The organism is Prevotella sp., assembly GCF_036570325.1.
Lineage (GTDB): Bacteria > Bacteroidota > Bacteroidia > Bacteroidales > Bacteroidaceae > Prevotella.
Genome location: NZ_DATCYK010000055.1, coordinates 1 through 18,217, shown reverse-complemented (window position 1 = coordinate 18,217; position 18,217 = coordinate 1). Strand labels below are relative to the sequence as shown.

Annotated in this window: 10 protein-coding genes; 3 read left to right on the top strand and 7 right to left on the bottom strand. The window is 39.2% G+C overall.

Translation table 11 applies throughout. The features are described 5' to 3' along the window. Positions 1-121 precede the first annotated feature (121 nt). From VIR50_RS03860 to VIR50_RS03830, 7 genes are all read right to left on the bottom strand, one after another. A complete protein-coding gene (locus VIR50_RS03860; RefSeq protein WP_331933857.1) occupies positions 122-2,581 on the bottom strand; it encodes a glycoside hydrolase family 2 TIM barrel-domain containing protein in 2,460 nt (819 codons plus the stop codon). Between the two features lie 5 nt (positions 2,582-2,586). After that, on the bottom strand, positions 2,587-3,657 hold the full coding sequence (locus tag VIR50_RS03855) for a glycoside hydrolase family 53 protein (protein ID WP_331933821.1): 1,071 nt from the start codon (positions 3,655-3,657) through the stop codon (positions 2,587-2,589). A gap of 9 nt (positions 3,658-3,666) precedes the next feature. Beyond that, positions 3,667-5,382 (bottom strand): DUF5114 domain-containing protein, encoded by a 1,716-nt coding sequence (locus VIR50_RS03850; protein WP_331933820.1) that lies wholly within the window; start codon positions 5,380-5,382, stop codon positions 3,667-3,669. Between the two features lie 9 nt (positions 5,383-5,391). Continuing rightward, positions 5,392-7,005, bottom strand: coding sequence for a RagB/SusD family nutrient uptake outer membrane protein (locus tag VIR50_RS03845; RefSeq protein ID WP_331933819.1), 1,614 nt, complete (start codon positions 7,003-7,005; stop codon positions 5,392-5,394). Between the two features lie 10 nt (positions 7,006-7,015). Next, the gene (locus VIR50_RS03840) at positions 7,016-9,982 is read right to left on the bottom strand and encodes a SusC/RagA family TonB-linked outer membrane protein (RefSeq protein WP_331933818.1); all 2,967 of its coding nucleotides are present in this window, start codon (positions 9,980-9,982) and stop codon (positions 7,016-7,018) included. 230 nt (positions 9,983-10,212) lie between these two features. Continuing rightward, positions 10,213-14,115, bottom strand: coding sequence for a hybrid sensor histidine kinase/response regulator transcription factor (locus VIR50_RS03835; protein WP_331933817.1), 3,903 nt, complete (start codon positions 14,113-14,115; stop codon positions 10,213-10,215). Positions 14,116-14,319: 204 nt separating this feature from the next. Continuing rightward, positions 14,320-15,819, bottom strand: coding sequence for a glycoside hydrolase family 53 protein (locus VIR50_RS03830; RefSeq protein WP_331933816.1), 1,500 nt, complete (start codon positions 15,817-15,819; stop codon positions 14,320-14,322). Positions 15,820-16,192: 373 nt separating this feature from the next. On the opposite strand from VIR50_RS03830, the gene VIR50_RS03825 reads away from it, so the two are divergent. The 3 genes from VIR50_RS03825 to VIR50_RS03820 all read left to right on the top strand — a co-directional run. After that, the gene (locus VIR50_RS03825) at positions 16,193-16,981 is read left to right on the top strand and encodes a hypothetical protein (protein WP_331933815.1); all 789 of its coding nucleotides are present in this window, start codon (positions 16,193-16,195) and stop codon (positions 16,979-16,981) included. Between the two features lie 16 nt (positions 16,982-16,997). Beyond that, entirely contained in the window at positions 16,998-17,150 is a 153-nt protein-coding gene (locus VIR50_RS12390) for a GIY-YIG nuclease family protein (protein ID WP_414703528.1), read from the top strand. Between the two features lie 183 nt (positions 17,151-17,333). After that, positions 17,334-18,217: IS481 family transposase (locus VIR50_RS03820; protein ID WP_331933814.1), on the top strand; the 884-nt coding region annotated here is incomplete at its 3' end.

Here is an 18,217-nt window from a genome sequence, read left to right as displayed (position 1 = left end):
GGTAAAACGTTTAGCCATAGGATAAGTTCAAAAGCCACGTACATCTGCCCGAGAAGGTAGACGTGCGTGGCTTTTCTATTTGGAGATAAACTTACATCTCCCGAAGTGTGCTTCAAGCGTTTTATTTTACTTGTACTTTGATAGATCCTTTTCTGACGCCTTTGGCTGAAGCAGTCAATGTGAGTTGTCCGGGAGTCATGTTAGAACGGAGTATTGCGGTAGCGGCTCCGCTGAAAAGTTTCATTTCAGGATTTTGAAATGGTAAAAGACAAGTAGGGTCTCCGTTTGCTGTTGCTTCAAAAGTGCCGCATCCCTTAACGCTGAATTTTACAAGACGAGCGTCGGTAGGTACAATATTGCCATCCTTGTCAGCTATTTGGACTGTCACGTAAAGTAGGTCATCTCCATTTGCTTTGAGTTCCTTTCGGTTCGGAGTTAAAACTATATGATGGGGTTTACCGGCCGTCCGAATTGTTTTTTCGGCAGCAATATTGTCGTTTGAATCGTAAGCGACCACTTTAACTTCGCCCGGTTGATAGATTGTTTCCATCCACATCAGACGATAACGGTTGTGGTATGTTGAGTCATTCTTCGTTCTTATTCCCTGACTTTTACCATTGATAAACAGTTCAGCTTTAGGGAAATTGGTGTAAACCATCACGGGGGTGATTTTCCCTTCACGACCTTGCCAATTCCAATGTGGGAGAATATGAAGAGTAGTGTCTTTATCGTTCCACTTAGAACGGTAAAGATAATAACGATCTTTAGGTAAAGATGCGAGATCTATGATTCCAAAGAGAGAGCTATGGCTTGGCCAAGCATTGGTATCGTATGGCGATGGTTCGCCGAGGTAATCAAAGCCTGTCCAGACAAACTGTCCGAGCAGCCATTCGTTATCATCATCACGAGCAAAATCAATATCCGGAGTATTCGACCATGAACATGTTTCATTATCATAACTTGATGACTGGTTATCCGGATGAGATTCCGTGTAACGAGAGTTTTGATCGGGCATTGTGACCGGATAATGATATACACCCCGAGAGGAAACCGTGGAGGCTGTTTCTGAGCCCAGCACTAATTGTTGGGGGAGCTTAGCGTATATGTCATTGTAGAATTGCGGCTTGTAATTGAACCCCGGGATGTCAAGTGTAGCGGCGAAGCCATTGTCCAGTACCGAACCTATCTGATCCATACCACAAGTTACAGGTCGGGTAGGGTCAAGTTTATGCACGAGATCCTGAAGCATGAGGAGTTCTTCCATCCCGACAGCGCCCCACTGCGAAGGTACTTCATTGCCTATGGACCACATCACGACCGAAGGATTATTACGAAATCGCTTAACCATATTGGTAATATCACGTTCGGCCCATTCCTTGAATAAAGCTCCGTAGCCATTGGGGGATTTCGGTCGGAATCCCCAATCATCAAATGGTTCAATCATAAGCATTATGCCCATTTCATCACATAACTCAACCAGCTCCGGGGCCGGCATATTATGAGCCGTGCGGATGGCGTTTGCGCCCATGTTCTTAAGTAAGTTGAGCTGATGACGTATGGCAGAACGATTGACTGCTGCGCCAAGTGGTCCTAAATCATGATGATTGCATACGCCTTTGAACTTAGTCGGTTTTCCGTTAAGGAAGAAACCTTTTGAAGGAACATACTCGAGCTTTCTGATTCCAAACCGAGTGATGTATGAATCTACTTCTTTGCCATTTTTTGTGAGAATAGTCTTTGCCGTATATAGAAAAGGAGCGTCAATATCCCATAATAGCGGAGTTTTGACAATGAAATTTTGTGAAAATTCTTGTCCTCTTGCGATGTAAGTAGAATGGTTTGCCCCCACTTCTTTCCCTTTGGGATTGTAAATGGTGGTTTTAATGTCTATCTTTTCACCGTATGGAAACTCATGGAGCGGATGTGTACCGCTTATCTTTGTACGTAGATTAATGGTGGCATAATCTTTAGTAACGATGGGAGTGGTTACGTACGTACCCCATAGGGGAACATGGACTTTACTTGTTTCAATAAGGTGTATGTTTCGATATAATCCGGCACCGGGATACCAACGCGAAGCTCTTTCAAAGTTTTCTAACTCAACTATAAGTTCATTTTGACCTATCTTGAGATTTCTATTGTTAAGCGGTACTTCAAATGAATTATAGCCATAAGGCCAAAAACCAATTTCCTTCCCATTGATTTTAACATGAGCATTACTCATGGCACCATCGAATAACAGTGTAAAAGCGCGATCAGTCGTATCAGATATTTCAATCGTTCTTCGATAGATACCTTTACCTATGAATGGGAGTCCTCCTGTACGGCCTGTTTTCCATGTCTTCTTGGTTTCTCCATTTTGTTCTACGGCCACTTCTTGCAGGTCATGTGTGCGGTTAAAAGGCCCATAAATAGCCCAGTCATGGGGTACACGAATTTGTTGCCATTCCTTAACATCTGATAGGCTTCCCTTAGAGAATTGCCAACCGTGATTGAATGTTGTGACAGAGCGTTGCGCGTATGTATTTAAAGCAATGGCTCCCGAGAGAGCCATTACTATTATTTTTACACATCCTTTCATTAACTTCATTTTGTCTGAAACTTAAATGGGTCAAGAGCTGTTGTAGGAGCATTATTATCGAAACATCCCAAATTATAACCATCGTTGTAACCATTTGCAGCTTGTGGTTCCCAATAAAAGATACCTTCTACCGGTGCTTCCATCATTTTAGAAATAAGTTGTTTGCATGCTTCAGGTTGGTTATACGGCATACCTATTTCACAAATCATTACGGGCTTGTTGTATTTTTGCTTCAGATGATTAATATTGGTGATACAGTCATCTGCCACCTTCATCCAGCCACCGGCTTGTCCTTGCTGTTCTGCCCAATATGGATAAAGAGACATGCCGATCATGTCGTATTTACCACCATTTTTTTCAAGGACATCAAACATTCTGTCGTATCTCCATTGGTCATTGCCTCCGTCAAGATGAACAATAACTAAAGCTGTAGGAAATACGGCTTTTACGGCTTCATAACCAGAGTTGTTGAGTTGGGTTAATTGGACCGGATTATTTACCACGTCACCAGCAGGTAACATCATTCCCGGCGTGGTTTCATTACCAATTTGAACCCATTCGGGAGTAACATTGACATTCTTCAGGGCAGTCAGTACTTCTGTGACATGGGTTGCCATCGCTTTTTTCAGCTCCTCAAAAGATAATGCTTTCCACGCTTTAGGCATCTCTTGATGACCGGGATCAGCCCAAGTGTCAGAAAAATGAAAGTCGATCATTGTACGTAGTCCGAGTTTTTCTGCACGCCGAGCTTTGAGAACCACGTCATCGATGTTGTTCCATCCGTCTGTTGGATTAACCCAAACACGCAAACGTATAGAATTTACGCCACAGTAATCATGCAGAAGTTGCATACATTCCATTTCTTTTCTATCCGTTCCGGGGGTAAAAAACTTATATCCTTCTGATTCCATTTGCGTAATCCAGCTGACATCAGCTCCACGAGCAAACCCTTTTCCCTTTTCTTTGTTGGATGTTGTCGTTTGTCTCGGATTCGTGATAGGACCATCTTCCGTGCATGAACCGCATAATAAGGATGCGGCTAATATAAATGCAGATATTAATGTTGGCATTTTCATTGATGTTCTTTATTTAAGAGTATAAGTATATGTTTGCTTTCCAAGGTCTATAGTGAGAATATAGGTTTCGCCTACTGTAAGGTCATTGTCGCCATCAAAACCAGTAGTAGCGTCTGAATGTCCTAAAAGGAGCGTGCCGTTACCACCACCGAAGAAAAGTCCCCAATTGTGATTGATCAGTACTTTAACGCCCCAAGGAGTCTTTTTCTCTTTAACAAACTCCGCCGTAAAGATTTCCGGATTCGTGCTCGATTGTTTCATTTCATGCTCTGACCAATCATCATTTAGTCCCGTAAAAGTAACCGTTTCAATTTTAGTTAGCGAGTAGGTAAGTTTTTTCATGTTGAAATCCATGACATATAGACCGCTCTTGGGGGCAGGAATATTGCCATCATTGCTTGATTCCGCAAGGATTAAACTTCCTGATAGTCCCGTGGCACTGTTCTCTCCCTTATAGGCTACAGCCCAATCTGCTTGAGGATAAGCTCTATACCCCCATTCAGAATTTATCCAATGGGCTCCTCCATAGCTCAGAGTTTCCTCATCGTATAAGGTAATGTAATCATCAAAGCCATTCCAATTGACGATACCGGAGAAATAGAGGTGCGGTTCAGGAGCTGGCTCTGGTTCAGCTTCACCTGCCGCAACGGTCAGGGCCAGTGGATTGGATAAGTCAAGAATAAGAGTCGTCTCACCGGCAGGAAGTTCAACGGAGATAGCCGTACCGGTTTCTCCAAATGTCAATTCTTGACTATTACCTCCGAAGGCAACTTTTTGTTGTGTTGCCGGTCCCATGTCTGTAGTCTCTTTATTATAAAGACTACCTTGGCCGCTAATGGTTATTGTGACAGTTCCCGCAGTAGCTCGATTGACCGGCATTGTCCATTGGTTAGCCTTTTGGTTATAGGTCATTTCTCCATGAATGTCGCCTGAGATGGTTAAGTTATCTATATGGAGTCCACTCCACCATCCTTCGACAGTGTTAAGTGTTGTATAATAGCAGCCTGTAGGATTGGGGAACCAAAAGTTCCAATGATCGTCAGCGGACGAAGCATGGAATGTCTTTCCCGTTGTTCCAAGGTTGCCCCATACAACATTATTTGCTTCTTTGAACCACCATTGTGTCCAACCATTGACTCCCATAAAGCCTTGGTAAATACCATTTTCTTTTGGAGAAGCCAGTTGCATGGTCGTTTCGCTCTTATCAGAATTAAGAACCGTACCCAGAATGAGGTGTATTCGGTATGACTGGACCATAACTTTCAGCGTTTTTGAATAGGAGGGTTCTATATTTGCCGCAAGGACAGAACGTATCCGAATATATAATGGAGCTTTTTCGTCAGCGATATAGCCTAAACGTCCAAGTAAGGAGTTTAATTCTTCGCAAAGGAATTGACGAGAGCGGACACCCTTTTCCACACTAAGGTCAATTGTGGTAGAGAAGTCCTCGTCTTTAGATAATTGGATGGTTTCATCGGCAGCATTCAGTGGTGCTTGCAGAAGTGGGTTGCTCAGGGCAAGCTCTCCGTCACCACTCCAATAGATGGTCATTGCGAGTGATTGGGGATTATTTGGACTTAAAATAATATCACCTGTAGCCCCGCCTAATGAAATATCATTGGAAGGATTGACATATACCGTGTCTATGTCACTATTACATGAAGCAAAGCTTATTGTAATGAAACCTGACAATAGAGCTATTTTTATACTATTATAAAATTTCATATTCGATGGTTAATAAAGTGAGTTAGTTAGATTAGGATTTGCAGTCAAATCAGTGGCCGGTATAGGATAAATATTGTATTTGGCATTGACAGCTCGGCCATCCAAGACTCCACCTTTCCACTGCCAAATGTATGAGTCGGTTGTGAATTTATCAAACCGTATAAGGTCTGTACGGCGTATTGATTCAAGATAGAGTTCGCGACCTCGTTCGTCAAGGATAAAGTCAAGTGTTAATTCGCCATCTGTAATTTTACCTTTTTCATCATTTTTATAAGCCCGCATACGTACTTTATTTACAAGTTCAAGAGCTTCAGTCCTTGAAATACCGGCACCACCACGTAACAGTGCTTCGGCAGCCATAAGATAAACATCAGCTAATCGAATCATAGGATAATCCGTAGAACATCCTGTCGCCGCAGAGTTAGATGCAGCAACCCCTTCGTCTGTTAAATTTGTAAATTTTTCAAAGAAATATCCTTCAGACTGATTATCAATGGCACCGGTAAAGTATTGCTCTTGCCCATCGGTATAGAACATGGCACGAGAATCTAAGGTGGTAGATAGGTCACCAAATTTTGAGGTAATCTCTCCTCGGGCACGAAACATGCCCCAGCCGTTTGTTAAACCATATTTTTCAGGATTCTGAGAGCTGGAATTGCCACAAGAACCACATACCAAATAAGTACCACCACCCCATGTGACAGAGGTTGTTGCATCACAAACCAATGCAAACAATATTTCATGGGTGCGTTTGTGATTGTCCGCATTAAACAGTTTTGCATAATCCGGTTCAAGATAGAATGTAGGGTTTGATATAATTTTGTGACAGGCAGTGATACATTCTGTATAGTATTTAGTGTCAACTTTACCACGATACACGGAACTGTTAAGATATAGGCGGGCAAGAAGAGCCCATGCTGTCGGTTTACTTGCGCGTCCATATTCATTGGTGTCCGGAAGGGAGTTTGCCCCTCCTTCTATTACCAGTTCCTTTAACTCTTTTTCAATGAAATCGAATAGTTCTATCCCGTCATAGGCTTCCGGGATAAAACCGGTTGCAGGTGTTGTCTCGTCTACTTTAGGTCCTTGACGGTAAAGGTCAAGAACCATCCAATAACTGAATGCTCTCATAAATCTTGCTTCAGCCTTGAAAGCATGAATCTCATTTTGTTCAGCAGGGGAAAACTTGGTAAGCTCACTGTCTGCACAGTGGCGAATGAATTCATTGCAAAGCGTGATATTGAAAAATAACCAATAGTAGGAATCTGAAGCCCATGAATCTTTAGAACTCCAATTCATATAGGTTAAGTCCACGAGGTTGTTTCCAGAGAGCCATGTGTTTGCGACTTCATCTGTTCCTGCTTCTTGTAAATTGAAATATCCACGAGAATAGTCTTGACCATTAATGGTTGTCAAGTCGCCATTGTCACCACCTTGTCCCTGACCGGCAAGGATATAAGAAGCATATATTTTGGCAAGGACACTCTTATAATTGGCTGCTTTTGCATACACATCCTTAGATGTTGTTTCTGTTATAGGCAACTGGTTAAGATCATCAGTACAGCTGCAGAAGAGCAGGTTGATTCCCAGTATGAAGCCAAATAATATATTTATTTTTTTCATAGTATTCGTTTTAGAAATTGAGACCGATAGTTACTGAATAAGTGCGAGGCCGTGGATATATCGCTGTGTCAACTCCATTGGATGTTTCCGGGTCTACACCTTTATATTTAGTGATTGTAAATACATTTTGTATCATAGCAGAAACCTGAAGATTCATTTTTTTATATATATTCCCAAAGTCATAGGTGAGTTGTAAGTTGTCCATTTTTAGGAATGAGGCATTCTCAAGGTAATAGTCGCTCAAGAACTGTCGGCGTGTAAAATGGGTGTCAAGAAAGCTTCTGTTTAAATTATTAAGCTGATAATCATTATAGCTCATCGTTTCCCATGCGCCGGTATTCATAGCCATTCCATTAAATATATAACCACCGATATTGGATCGTATAGATGTCGATAATGCCCACTTCTTATAGCGTACATTCGTAGAAAAACCAAGAATCCAATCGGGGGCAGGGGAATGGGTGTGGTATCTGTCGTTATTTGTTATTTCGCTATCACCATCAAGATCGGCATAAAGGCCTTCTATTGGGCGACCGGTCTTTTCATCATATAATTGTTTATAGAGGAAGAAAGAATAAGGTGCATAGTCTGTAGAGAATACTTGCATCTGATACGCATCGATCCAAGGTCCAACTTCTGTGTCAGGACTTGGGGCGCCGGGAGTCAGAGTTAGATTCTTGATACGTATGCGTTGCCATGCCGCATTCGCTGTTACAGACCAAGCCCAATTTTTATTGCTGATGAGATGAGCTGTAAGGGCAAGTTCCAAACCTTTGGATTCAACATTACCAACATTTTCAAGCATTAATTTATCGAAGTTTGTACCTGCGGGAACAGGAACTGTAGCAAGTAGATTCTCTGTGTTGCGCGTGTAATAATCCGCAGATAAAGTGAATCTATTATTCATAAAGGACAAATCAACACCGTAGTTCCATGATTTAGTGGTTTCCCATTTTAAATCAGGATTGTATGCTTCCGGACGATAAGTATAAACTGGATTACCTCCAAATCTGTATTGTGCTCCGTCAAGTCCATGGGTATAAACCGGAATGTATCCATAATTTGTGATACCATCCTGCTGGCCGGTAATACCATAAGAAGCACGAAGTTTAAAATCATTTATGAAATTACGGAGAGGTTCAAAAAAAGTTTCTTGGGACAATCTCCATGCTAAAGCTACAGACGGGAAAGTACCCCAACGGTTGTCTGGTGAGAAACGAGAAGATCCATCTCGTCTTACCGTTGCAGTTAATAAATAGCGTCCCATCAATGTATAATTCAATCTACCATAGTAAGAAATAAGTGAATGTCTTTGGTCAGTAGCGGCTGAAGTTGACTGCTGTACTCCATCTACATTGAGAACCGCATAAAAAGGTGTTGTATATTTCCAATACTGATAATCATACCCCATAGTAACATCCAAATTCGATTGTATAGTTTCAAAATCCCGGTTGTAATTAGCGTACAAAGTCAATAGTCGGTTGTAATTTTTTTGTGGTCCATATTTATAGTCACGTCCACCGGTAGTATAATATGATATAGCCTCACTTGGTACATATATTTTTCCTTCTCCCTTTGACCAGTCATAGCCTCCTGTAGCGTGAAGCCTAAGACCTTTAACCCAATGGATATTCCAATCTACATCTATATTGCCAATAAGCCGATATACATCTGATGTTGACTGGTACTGATTCAAGCGTCCTACAGCGTTTGCAAGTGCCCCTGTAACCGGAATCCCATTAGCATCAATGGCTTCATTATATCCTCCAAATGTATCATTACCGGAAAAAACGGGTATAGTGGGATTAAGCGTAGCTCCACCCCAAATCGCATTAGTGTCTGCAAATCGGTTTTTCGAATATGTTCCTTTCAGGCTAAATTGAAATTTAAGAGCATCCTGAAAGAAAGAAGGTGTAAGATTCAAGTTTCCGGTAAAACGCTTGGCATTATCTGTTTGGAGGATGCCGTCTTGATAATAAACTCCGGCAGAAACTCGGAAAGGAAGCCAAGAGGTAGCACGCCCTGAAACACTTAAATTATTATCTGTACCAAAGGCTGTCTGGTATATCTTATTATTCCAATTTGTCCGGCTATTACCAATAAGGGATTTTTGTCTGTCAGTGCCAAGTTCATTTACGATTCCGATAAACTCATCTGTTGATAGCATATCAGAGGTCTTGGTTTTTGTAGAAAGAGAATTGGTTGTTTGAAACGCAACTTTTATTCCATCTCCTTTTCCCTTTTTTGTGGTAATAATAATGACACCGTTAGAAGCGCGCGAACCATAAATAGCTGTTGACGATGCATCCTTAAGAACTGTCATACTTTCAATGTCGTTAGGATTAATCAGACTCAAAAAGTTTCCGCTTCCACTGACAGATCCACCTACTTCCATCGGTACTCCATCAAGTACGATAAGGGGATCGTTAGAAGCATTCAAAGAAGCTCCACCACGTATACGTATAGTAGATCCTGCAGTTGGTGAACCACCACCGTTTACAATTTGGACACCGGCAATTTTCCCATTAACCAAGTTTTCAGGAGAGGAAATCATGCCTTTATTAAAGTCTTTCTCACTTACAGTGGAAACAGAACCGGTCAAGTCATCTTTTTTGCGAACACCATAGCCTATTACTACAATCTCATCCAAGATTTTAGAATTCGGTTTCATAGTAATGTTCATTACATTTGACGTAATATTTACAATCAGGTTGTTGTAGCCAACATAAGACACTGTAAGTTGTTTTGCGTCGGCTGGGATTTTAAGGGTGTAACGCCCATCGAAATCTGTTGCGGCACCTATAGGCTGACCTACAACTTTGACGGTAGCCCCAATGAGAGGCTCTCCAGTTTCATCAGAGACAGTTCCTGTAACTGTCCGTTGGTTTTGTGCGAATGCTGAAGCGGGTATAAGGAGTAAGATCAGAAGTCCCAAAAGCCAGCCCCTTATTTCGGAAGCACTAATTGTTTTGTTCATAGGAATTGTATGTTGGTTTATATTAAGTTTTCAATTTAAAAGTTATTTAAATGGTATTAGCCACTTCTATGAAACCTAAAACAATCTTTCTAACCTATATTTGTAGCTGTTTTGTAAGCGCAAAGGTATATAACATTAGGCATAGGGAGCCTTAATAATCGGACAATTGATGCAACATTTTGGACCAATAGTTGGTTGGTGTCTAAAAAGTTTGCAAAATGTCCTATGCCTTACTTCGTTATTTCTTTTTCTTCTTGGTATAGACTTGGTTTCACACCAAATTGAATTTGAAAACACTTGGCAAAATAAGAAGGAGTCTTGAATCCTACCATATAACTTATTTCAGATACAGTAAATCTTTTTTGACTAAGTAACATTGCCGCTTTCTGTAATCTAACTCTTCTTATATAGTCAAGTGGAGCTACCCCCATATATTTTTTGATCATTCTATATAACTGTTTTTGTGGAATACCACTTTTTTCACATAAAAAGTTTACATTCAGGTCCGGATCAGAAACATTGTCCTCTATAATTTTTGCAATTTTTGCAAGCTGTTTCTCCGTGGCTGATTCTGCTTCGATGGGTCTTGCTTCTGTTATCGTTTGGATACGAACTTTCTCCTTAATTTCATTACGCGATTTAAGTAGATAGTTGATTCGACCGAATAGAACATTCGGTTCAAATGGTTTGGGCATAAATACATCTATACCAAGTTTTATACTTTCATTTTCTGTTTGATTGTCACTCTTTGCTGTTAACATTATTATTGGAATAGATGCAAGCCGTGGTATCTGCTTCATACGCTGACACATTTCCAAACCTGTCATTATGGGCATCATTTCATCTACTATTACGAGGTCTGGCGAGAATGAGGATGCAATGGCAAGTCCGGAACGGCCATTATCTGCTGATAATAAGGTATAATTATTGTCTAATAGATTTGAGATAAAAAAGGATATTTCTGAGTTATCTTCCACGATAAGAATCTTTGACTTCCCTTTATTATCATTATATGGCTCTTTATTTTTCTTAGTAATCTCCTTATTTGAAATAGGTAATGTAACGGTAAACGCTGTGCCTTGCCCCTTCTTACTGTAAAAATCTATATTCCCTTTCATTAGTTCTAAATACTTCTTTATAAGGTATAGACCTAATCCTGTTCCCTCTTGGAGCTTGGCTGTGGATGGGGCGCGGAACATTCTTTGGAATACTAATGGTTGGTCAACCTCTTCAATGCCCATACCATCGTCAGAAACTACAATTTCAACATTATCATCTTGCTTACTGATTCCACATGATATAGTAGCCCCTTCTTCTGAATATTTGCATGCGTTTGATAACAGATTGGTTATAATAGATTCAAATTTTACAGCGTCGCCCTCTATAAATAGGTCGCTGCATGAAGAATGAAATATAAAATTCTTTTGAGGATGATTCTCTTTAAAAGTCTCAAAAACTCCTTTACAGAATTCAACAATATCAAATGTAGATAATATCAGAAGAGAATCTTCATTATCTTCTAAACGATGAAGTTCTAATGTTTTGTGAATCATATTGTTTAGCCGAACCGCATTGTTGTAGATCGTTTCAAGTGATTTTTGTGTTTCGGGATCCCGACTACGCTCTTTCATGAGGCTTACCGGACCTAATATCATAGATAATGGTGTTTTCAGATCATGGGATATGTTGGATAAGAACGTAAGTTTCTTTTCTACGCTTTCAAGGTTTTTTTGACGTTCCTTTTCTTGAAAAATACGTTGATTCCTTCGATGTAAATACATTACAATTCCATAGATTACTCCGGCAGCAATTAAGATATAGCCTAATATGGCCCACCATGATAATAACAATGGTGCACTCACCTCTAACGGAATAGAAATAGGGGAGTCTGCCATGCCGACCCTTTTTATAAGAAGTTCAAAGGACCCCATCTTTAATTCATTAAACGAGATGGTATTAATACCCTCCGGTAATATAGTCCAGCCTCCGATCGTATCAGTCTTGGATTCAGCCAACTTGTACATATACCTATGCACTGTCTCCGGTGAATAATCTAAAGAGCTTACTATTAAAGAAATACTTCCGCCGTAAGGAATACTGATGGGAGAATTTTGTTTATTCAGGTCATACCGAGTAAAGTTCGTATTCTCGATGTTTATCAAGGCGAGTTTGATACTTTTAAAACCGGATGTCCCGACAAGGTTTGATAGGTCAACCTCAAGAATTTCATCCTTTCCCCCTAACAGAACTCTCTTTGTCAGAGTATCCTCATAGATGGCTGTATATGTTTTTTGTGGTATAGGCAGTATCTTAGCTTTTAATGTTTTCCCATCAATCTTCCAGACATTACTTTGGGTACTAACCCACATGTCTTTCCCTACAGGCCCCAAAGCTATTACGGCTTCATCTTCGCTTGCTTTTGCAAAACGAATAATCTTATAATTCTTTTTATCACTGAAAATAATAGCTCCTCCATTAAAAGTACACCAGATTCGTCCTTGGTTATCTTTTTTTATCATGGAAGGATAATTACCACATAATTTATATATGTTGAAGCGGGTCATTGTTTTATTGCCGGGATTATAACATGTTAATATATCATCTCTGAAAAGTAATACCCAGATATTGCCCATATTATCTTTTACAATATCGTTAACAAAATTATTAGCCAAGCGATTGTTTTTAGTCGTACCTAAGTCTCCGTCGGCATTGATTGCTATGTTAGAATGCACGATACCGCCATTTGACTTGAACTTTGATTTAGCTACTTGATGCAATCCTCCTAAGAATCCACCAATCCAATATGACGTGGAGTCCTCTTCCATTGCGTAAACCCAATTAGTATTATGTCCTCCTTTAGGATCTACCACATGAAATACATCAAATGTATTTGAAGTACGATTAAACCGATTTAAGCCGCCATCAGTTGATAGCCAAATGTCGCCACTCATATCTTCTCTTATCGCACGAATTCTATTGTGCGACAAGGATTTAGGAGATTTATCATGTCTAAACCATAAAGGGCTACCATGTTTTGGTAGTTTTAAAATGCCGTTTGTTCCGCCAAGCCACAAACAACCATAGCTGTCTCTCAGTATATTGTGAATTTCATTTCCATCTCCTGTATGTGCCAAAGTGCTCAAGCGTAAGGTTCGGATAGTATTGGAATGCGAGGAAATGGAGAAGCCTCTGTTATGCCCAACCCATACATTGCTGTCATCATCTGTCAACAAACACCATATTTCATTGTCGGCTAAAGTGTAATCTTGTCGGGAATCATGTCTATAATGCCTTATCGTATTGTTGGCCACAGTTTCATAGACACCATTGTCAGTACCAAACAAAAGATGTTCATTGTTGATTCTTGCCAAACTTTTTATATTATTGCCATCAAACGAAGAAATGCGTTCCCACTTATTTTCTGCTATCATATATTTATATATAGCACCTTCACACCCGACATATAGAAAGTTTCCGTCATTAGATTCTAAAAGGCAATTTACAAACAGATTATGTGATTTTTGCAATTCTGAGCTCATCTTAATGGGGATAAATTTCTTCTTTGCTGGATTCCATCTAGCCAAACCATCATAAGTTCCGGCGTATATCATTCCTCTAGAGTCTCTTAGCAAGGAATAAGTTGATTTATGCGGAAGTCCTATGGATAAATCATGAATATTCCCGTTTGCTAAATCTAAAGAATATACTCCATATAAACTTCCTATCCATAGAGTATGCTCAAGAAGTAGCATGCTTCGGATCTCCTTGGGGGTACGATTGATAATGTCAATATTTCCGTTATCACGATTAAAAGACAACAAACCATTATTTGTACCAAGAAGCAATATGTTTTTGTATTCTATTATAGCATATACTTTGGCACCGGTAAGCTTCTTATCGTTGATTGGGTGTGTTATCATCCCATCATAAAAATATAAGCCATTATCAGTGCCGGCCCACATCATACCTTTACTATCAAGGTTTAGGCAATAGACAGTTGTACTATGACCATTTATGGAAATGTTTTTCCAAGCTAAATCAGATACAGGTAAATTGGTCATACCATTAGTTTGTTGCAATATGCTTGAGGCAAGGAGCATAAATATCGCAATGATTGACTTTAGGATTTTCATTGGCATTAACTAATAACAAAATTATTTATTTGCATGCAAATGTACTATATTTTAAGCATGTTCCCTAATTGCAATCTGTTGTATTGTGCAACATTTTAGACTATATATGCAACATTTCGGACGTATATTAATAAAAATCCCCATACCAAAATCAAACAACTGTTGATTAAAGTATGGGGGAGTATGTTTGAAAAGTGTGAGTAACTATTCTTTTCCAAATGTTTTTGCAATCTTCATCCACGAATCAGAGGTTGAAATGTTATAAGTTCGATCCTGCTGCCATCCATTAATATATTCTCGACTTGTCCATGTTGAGTCTGATAGAAAATAAAATTTGCCAGTCTGGTTTTTGCTGAGATGGGTGTTGAAGTAATATATTGAAGAACCTTTTTCTGCTTGTGTCATAGGTATAATTTGCCAATTCCCAAATCCATCATCTGTGAAGTCGCCTGTGATATATGCTTTTTTATCAGCGCCTTCGTACCACATATTAACTTCAAAAGTGACTTTTACGTTATCCTCACGAAAAGATTCCATTCCGCCATGGGAAAGAAGATTGTTGTGAAAATCAAAGAAAGAAACGTTTTCCCAGTTAGAGCCTACACCCCAAAGCGTTTGGTTGTTAGCAGATACCCAGAATGGTTCCCATGCGCAGAACCCAGCTCCACCATTGGCAATGAGTGCTTCTTTGACTTCTATAAGGAAGTCTTTCTGTAACTGAGGGCAAGGTGTTTCCGGATAGCCTATACACATTTTAATCATAAGATTGATGTTATTATCATTCCAAGCACGAGTCCAAATATGACCAGTCTCTGCTACAAAAAGACGCACACCATAGGTAGAACGTAGTTGTGCGGCGAAATCTCCAAGTTGGGCTGGTGTATAATCTTGCCATTGTGGATAATAAGAAACCCCTAACATATCAAATGACTGCAATCCATATCGTTTATGATTGGCAATCCAAGACATCGCGTCATTAGGGTTCATGGCAACATGAAGAATCGTCTGGATATTCTTTTTATTGTGATGATTGAAATCTGCTACAGCCTGCAATCCTGCATTGAATAATTTCGCATTCCGGACAAAGTTAGTGGGCAAAAGGTCCGCATTATCCGCTACCATGATTGAATTATTAGTTTCATTTCCAATTTGCACCAACTCGGGCAATAGATTGGTATTCATCAGGTGGGTCAATGTCTGATAAGTATAGTCGTACACGGAGTTAGCAAGAAGATTGGAATATTTTACAAAAGGTCTCCAAGCTTCGGGTACAAGGTTTTTCTCAGGGTCGGTCCAAGAATCAGAGTAATGGAAATCAAGAAGAACGTTAAGCCCTGCTTGTTTAGCTCTTCTAATGCTTCGCTTGACATCTTCCAATGTAGAGTAATTAGTCCAAGAGGTCGGATTATGCCAAAGACGAAGTCGTACAAGGTTGCCACCATATTTCTTGAGCATATTATAAGGATCTATCTCAGTTCCATCCTTATAATATTTCACTCCACCATCTTGAAGTTCATTGACATAGGATAGGTCAGCCCCTTGAAGAAAAGGAAGATTTGACGTAGCTCTACTAATAGCATGTGTTATTGTAGGTTGTTTCTCAATAGGTTGCATGGTTGCAACTTGATCCTGACAACTAACAAACCCCATTGTCAAAAGGATAGAGAAGATTCTAAAGAATGTTTTTGTTGAAATAGTTTTCATTGGTTTCAGTTTAAGTTAATTATATTGTACTTCGCAAAGTTAAGTACAATTATATAGAAAGTTATTATATTATAGGACAAACAATGCCACATATAGTAGCTTTTATGGTAAAGGTCCGGTTTGTAGTGGTAATTGTCTTTTCTGTTGTTGTAGGTGAGAATAATGGCAGGAAAACGGTATATGGTGAGTAAATAGTATGAGAAGTAACACGCAACTCTGACTGAACTATTTTGAGATTACATTGCAATAACTTTTCTGAGGTGTTGTTTGAAAAGGCTTACAAAGTGAGGAAAAGGGAGTTAAGTAATGTTAGCTATTTATTTGTATACTATTATAATATCTATTATATTTGTAACAAAATAAATATATTAATATGCGTAAAATAAGTGTTCCTATTATATCTGTAGATCCTTTCCTTGGGGACAAAGAAATAAAGTGGGATAAAATTTGTGAAATAGAATCCGTTGCATATCCAATGCAAGCAACTTCTTTTAATTTTAATAACCAACTCCAAATTTATTTATCTTTAGAATACAGAGGAGGTAATTCATATCTTGTTTTATATTATGATAAAAAACGTATCAAAGCTTCAAAAGGTGACGAACTACTCTTACTTCTTGATAATTCAAAGAGTATAAATTTATTTTTTGACAGCAGATCTCAGGCTGTTGTGAACGACACAATAATTCCTATTGTTTCAGAAAAAGAAGAAAGGATTATGGACCGCAATTATATTTTGTATGAATTTGATAATGGTAATTTTAACCAAATTATGAAATCGAACATAAGATGTATGAGCTTTAGCTTGGAGCAAAGTCAATTAAAACTTTTATGGAAACAAAAAGTAACTAATTGGCGTATTATTTTAAATAATGAAGGAGGTACTTGTATTGACGGAAAGAATGAAAATAGTTGGTATAACTATGACATATCTTGCAATTTTTTCCATGAATATGTAGATGAATTTATTAAAACTCTTATAGGAAATAATTGCAAAATAGATGTAGAAAGTCTACTTGTCAATGAAAAAAATGTAGAATTTACATCAGCAAATGTTGCTTTTGAATGGTGTTCGGTTTATTTGATGGAAGATAAGTCAAATGGGTACTATAAAATAGGAGTATCAAATAACCCACATTACAGAGAGTACTCTGCAAAGTGAAAAGCCATCTATAGAGTTGCTTTGTGCACATAAATATCCCTCACGGAAAATAGCTTTAGCAATTGAGACAGCTTTGCACAATACATTTCGAGATAAGCATATACGTGGAGAATGGTTCTCTTTAGATATTTCAGATGTTGCATTGTTAAAAGAAACTCTCAAAGAGTAATGAAATTAGAAAATATATATTGGGTAAGTTTTTGTGTAGTAGTAAAGATTTTTCTGACAGTAGGCTTACTCTCGAACGCAAAGAAGTATCAATAATCATTTGTTGCGAATATGAATTAGTCACGACTTAATCTGACAGTTACGCATAAAAAGAATAATTTTGTAACAGAAAACAGATTGAGTTATGACAACATCAGAAAAGGTCATCAAGAACAAACTGGGATTGCTTGAACTCTCCCAACAGTTAGGAAACGTATCACGTGCTTGCAAGATTATGGGCTACAGCCGTGACAGTTTTTATCGTTTTAAAGAGTTGTATGAACAAGGGGGTGAAGTCGCCTTGCAAGAAATTTCTCGCCGTAAGCCTATCATAAAGAACCGTGTGGAGGAACATATCGAACAGGCTGTTGTACAAATGGCAATAGACACCCCTGCATTAGGACAAGTCCGTGTATCTAATGAACTCCGTAAGAAAGGTATTCTTATTTCTCCGGGCGGGGTGCGCTCCATATGGCTACGGCATGATATGGAAACTTTCCAGAAACGCCTGAAAGCATTATCCGCTAAAGTGGAACAAGAGGGTATCATCCTTGACGAGAACCAGGTAGCAGCATTGGAAAAAGCAAAAGAAGAAAAACAAGCACATGGAGAAATCGAAACCTATTATCCCGGTTTTCTAGTCTCACAAGATACTTATTATGTGGGATATATTAAAGATGTAGGACACATCTATCAGCAGACTGTCATAGACACTTACTCCAAAATAGGGTTTGCCAAGCTGTATGATAGGAAGAATGCGCTTGTAGCTGCTGATATGCTCAACGATAGGGTCATTCCTTTTTTCGAACAACATGACTTGAAGTTGATGCGCATGCTCACTGATAGGGGCACGGAATACTGCGGGAACAGAGAAAACCATGAGTATGAGCTGTATTTGGCTGTAGAGGATATAGACCACTCTAAAATCAAGGCAAAAAGTCCACAAACAAACGGTATCTGTGAACGGTTCAACAGAACCGTGCAGAACGAGTTCTATGCCATCGCATTCAGAAAGAAAATCTATACCAC

Excerpts from the sequence above, each read along its gene's own strand:
- VIR50_RS03860 (WP_331933857.1), bottom strand. The coding sequence starts at position 2,581 with ATGAAAGGATGTGTAAAAATAATAGTAATGGCTCTCTCGGGAGCCATT.
- VIR50_RS03855 (WP_331933821.1), bottom strand. The coding sequence starts at position 3,657 with ATGAAAATGCCAACATTAATATCTGCATTTATATTAGCCGCATCCTTA.
- VIR50_RS03850 (WP_331933820.1), bottom strand. The coding sequence starts at position 5,382 with ATGAAATTTTATAATAGTATAAAAATAGCTCTATTGTCAGGTTTCATT.
- VIR50_RS03845 (WP_331933819.1), bottom strand. The coding sequence starts at position 7,005 with ATGAAAAAAATAAATATATTATTTGGCTTCATACTGGGAATCAACCTG.
- VIR50_RS03840 (WP_331933818.1), bottom strand. The coding sequence starts at position 9,982 with ATGAACAAAACAATTAGTGCTTCCGAAATAAGGGGCTGGCTTTTGGGA.
- VIR50_RS03835 (WP_331933817.1), bottom strand. The coding sequence starts at position 14,115 with ATGAAAATCCTAAAGTCAATCATTGCGATATTTATGCTCCTTGCCTCA.
- VIR50_RS03830 (WP_331933816.1), bottom strand. The coding sequence starts at position 15,819 with ATGAAAACTATTTCAACAAAAACATTCTTTAGAATCTTCTCTATCCTT.
- VIR50_RS03825 (WP_331933815.1), top strand. The coding sequence starts at position 16,193 with ATGCGTAAAATAAGTGTTCCTATTATATCTGTAGATCCTTTCCTTGGG.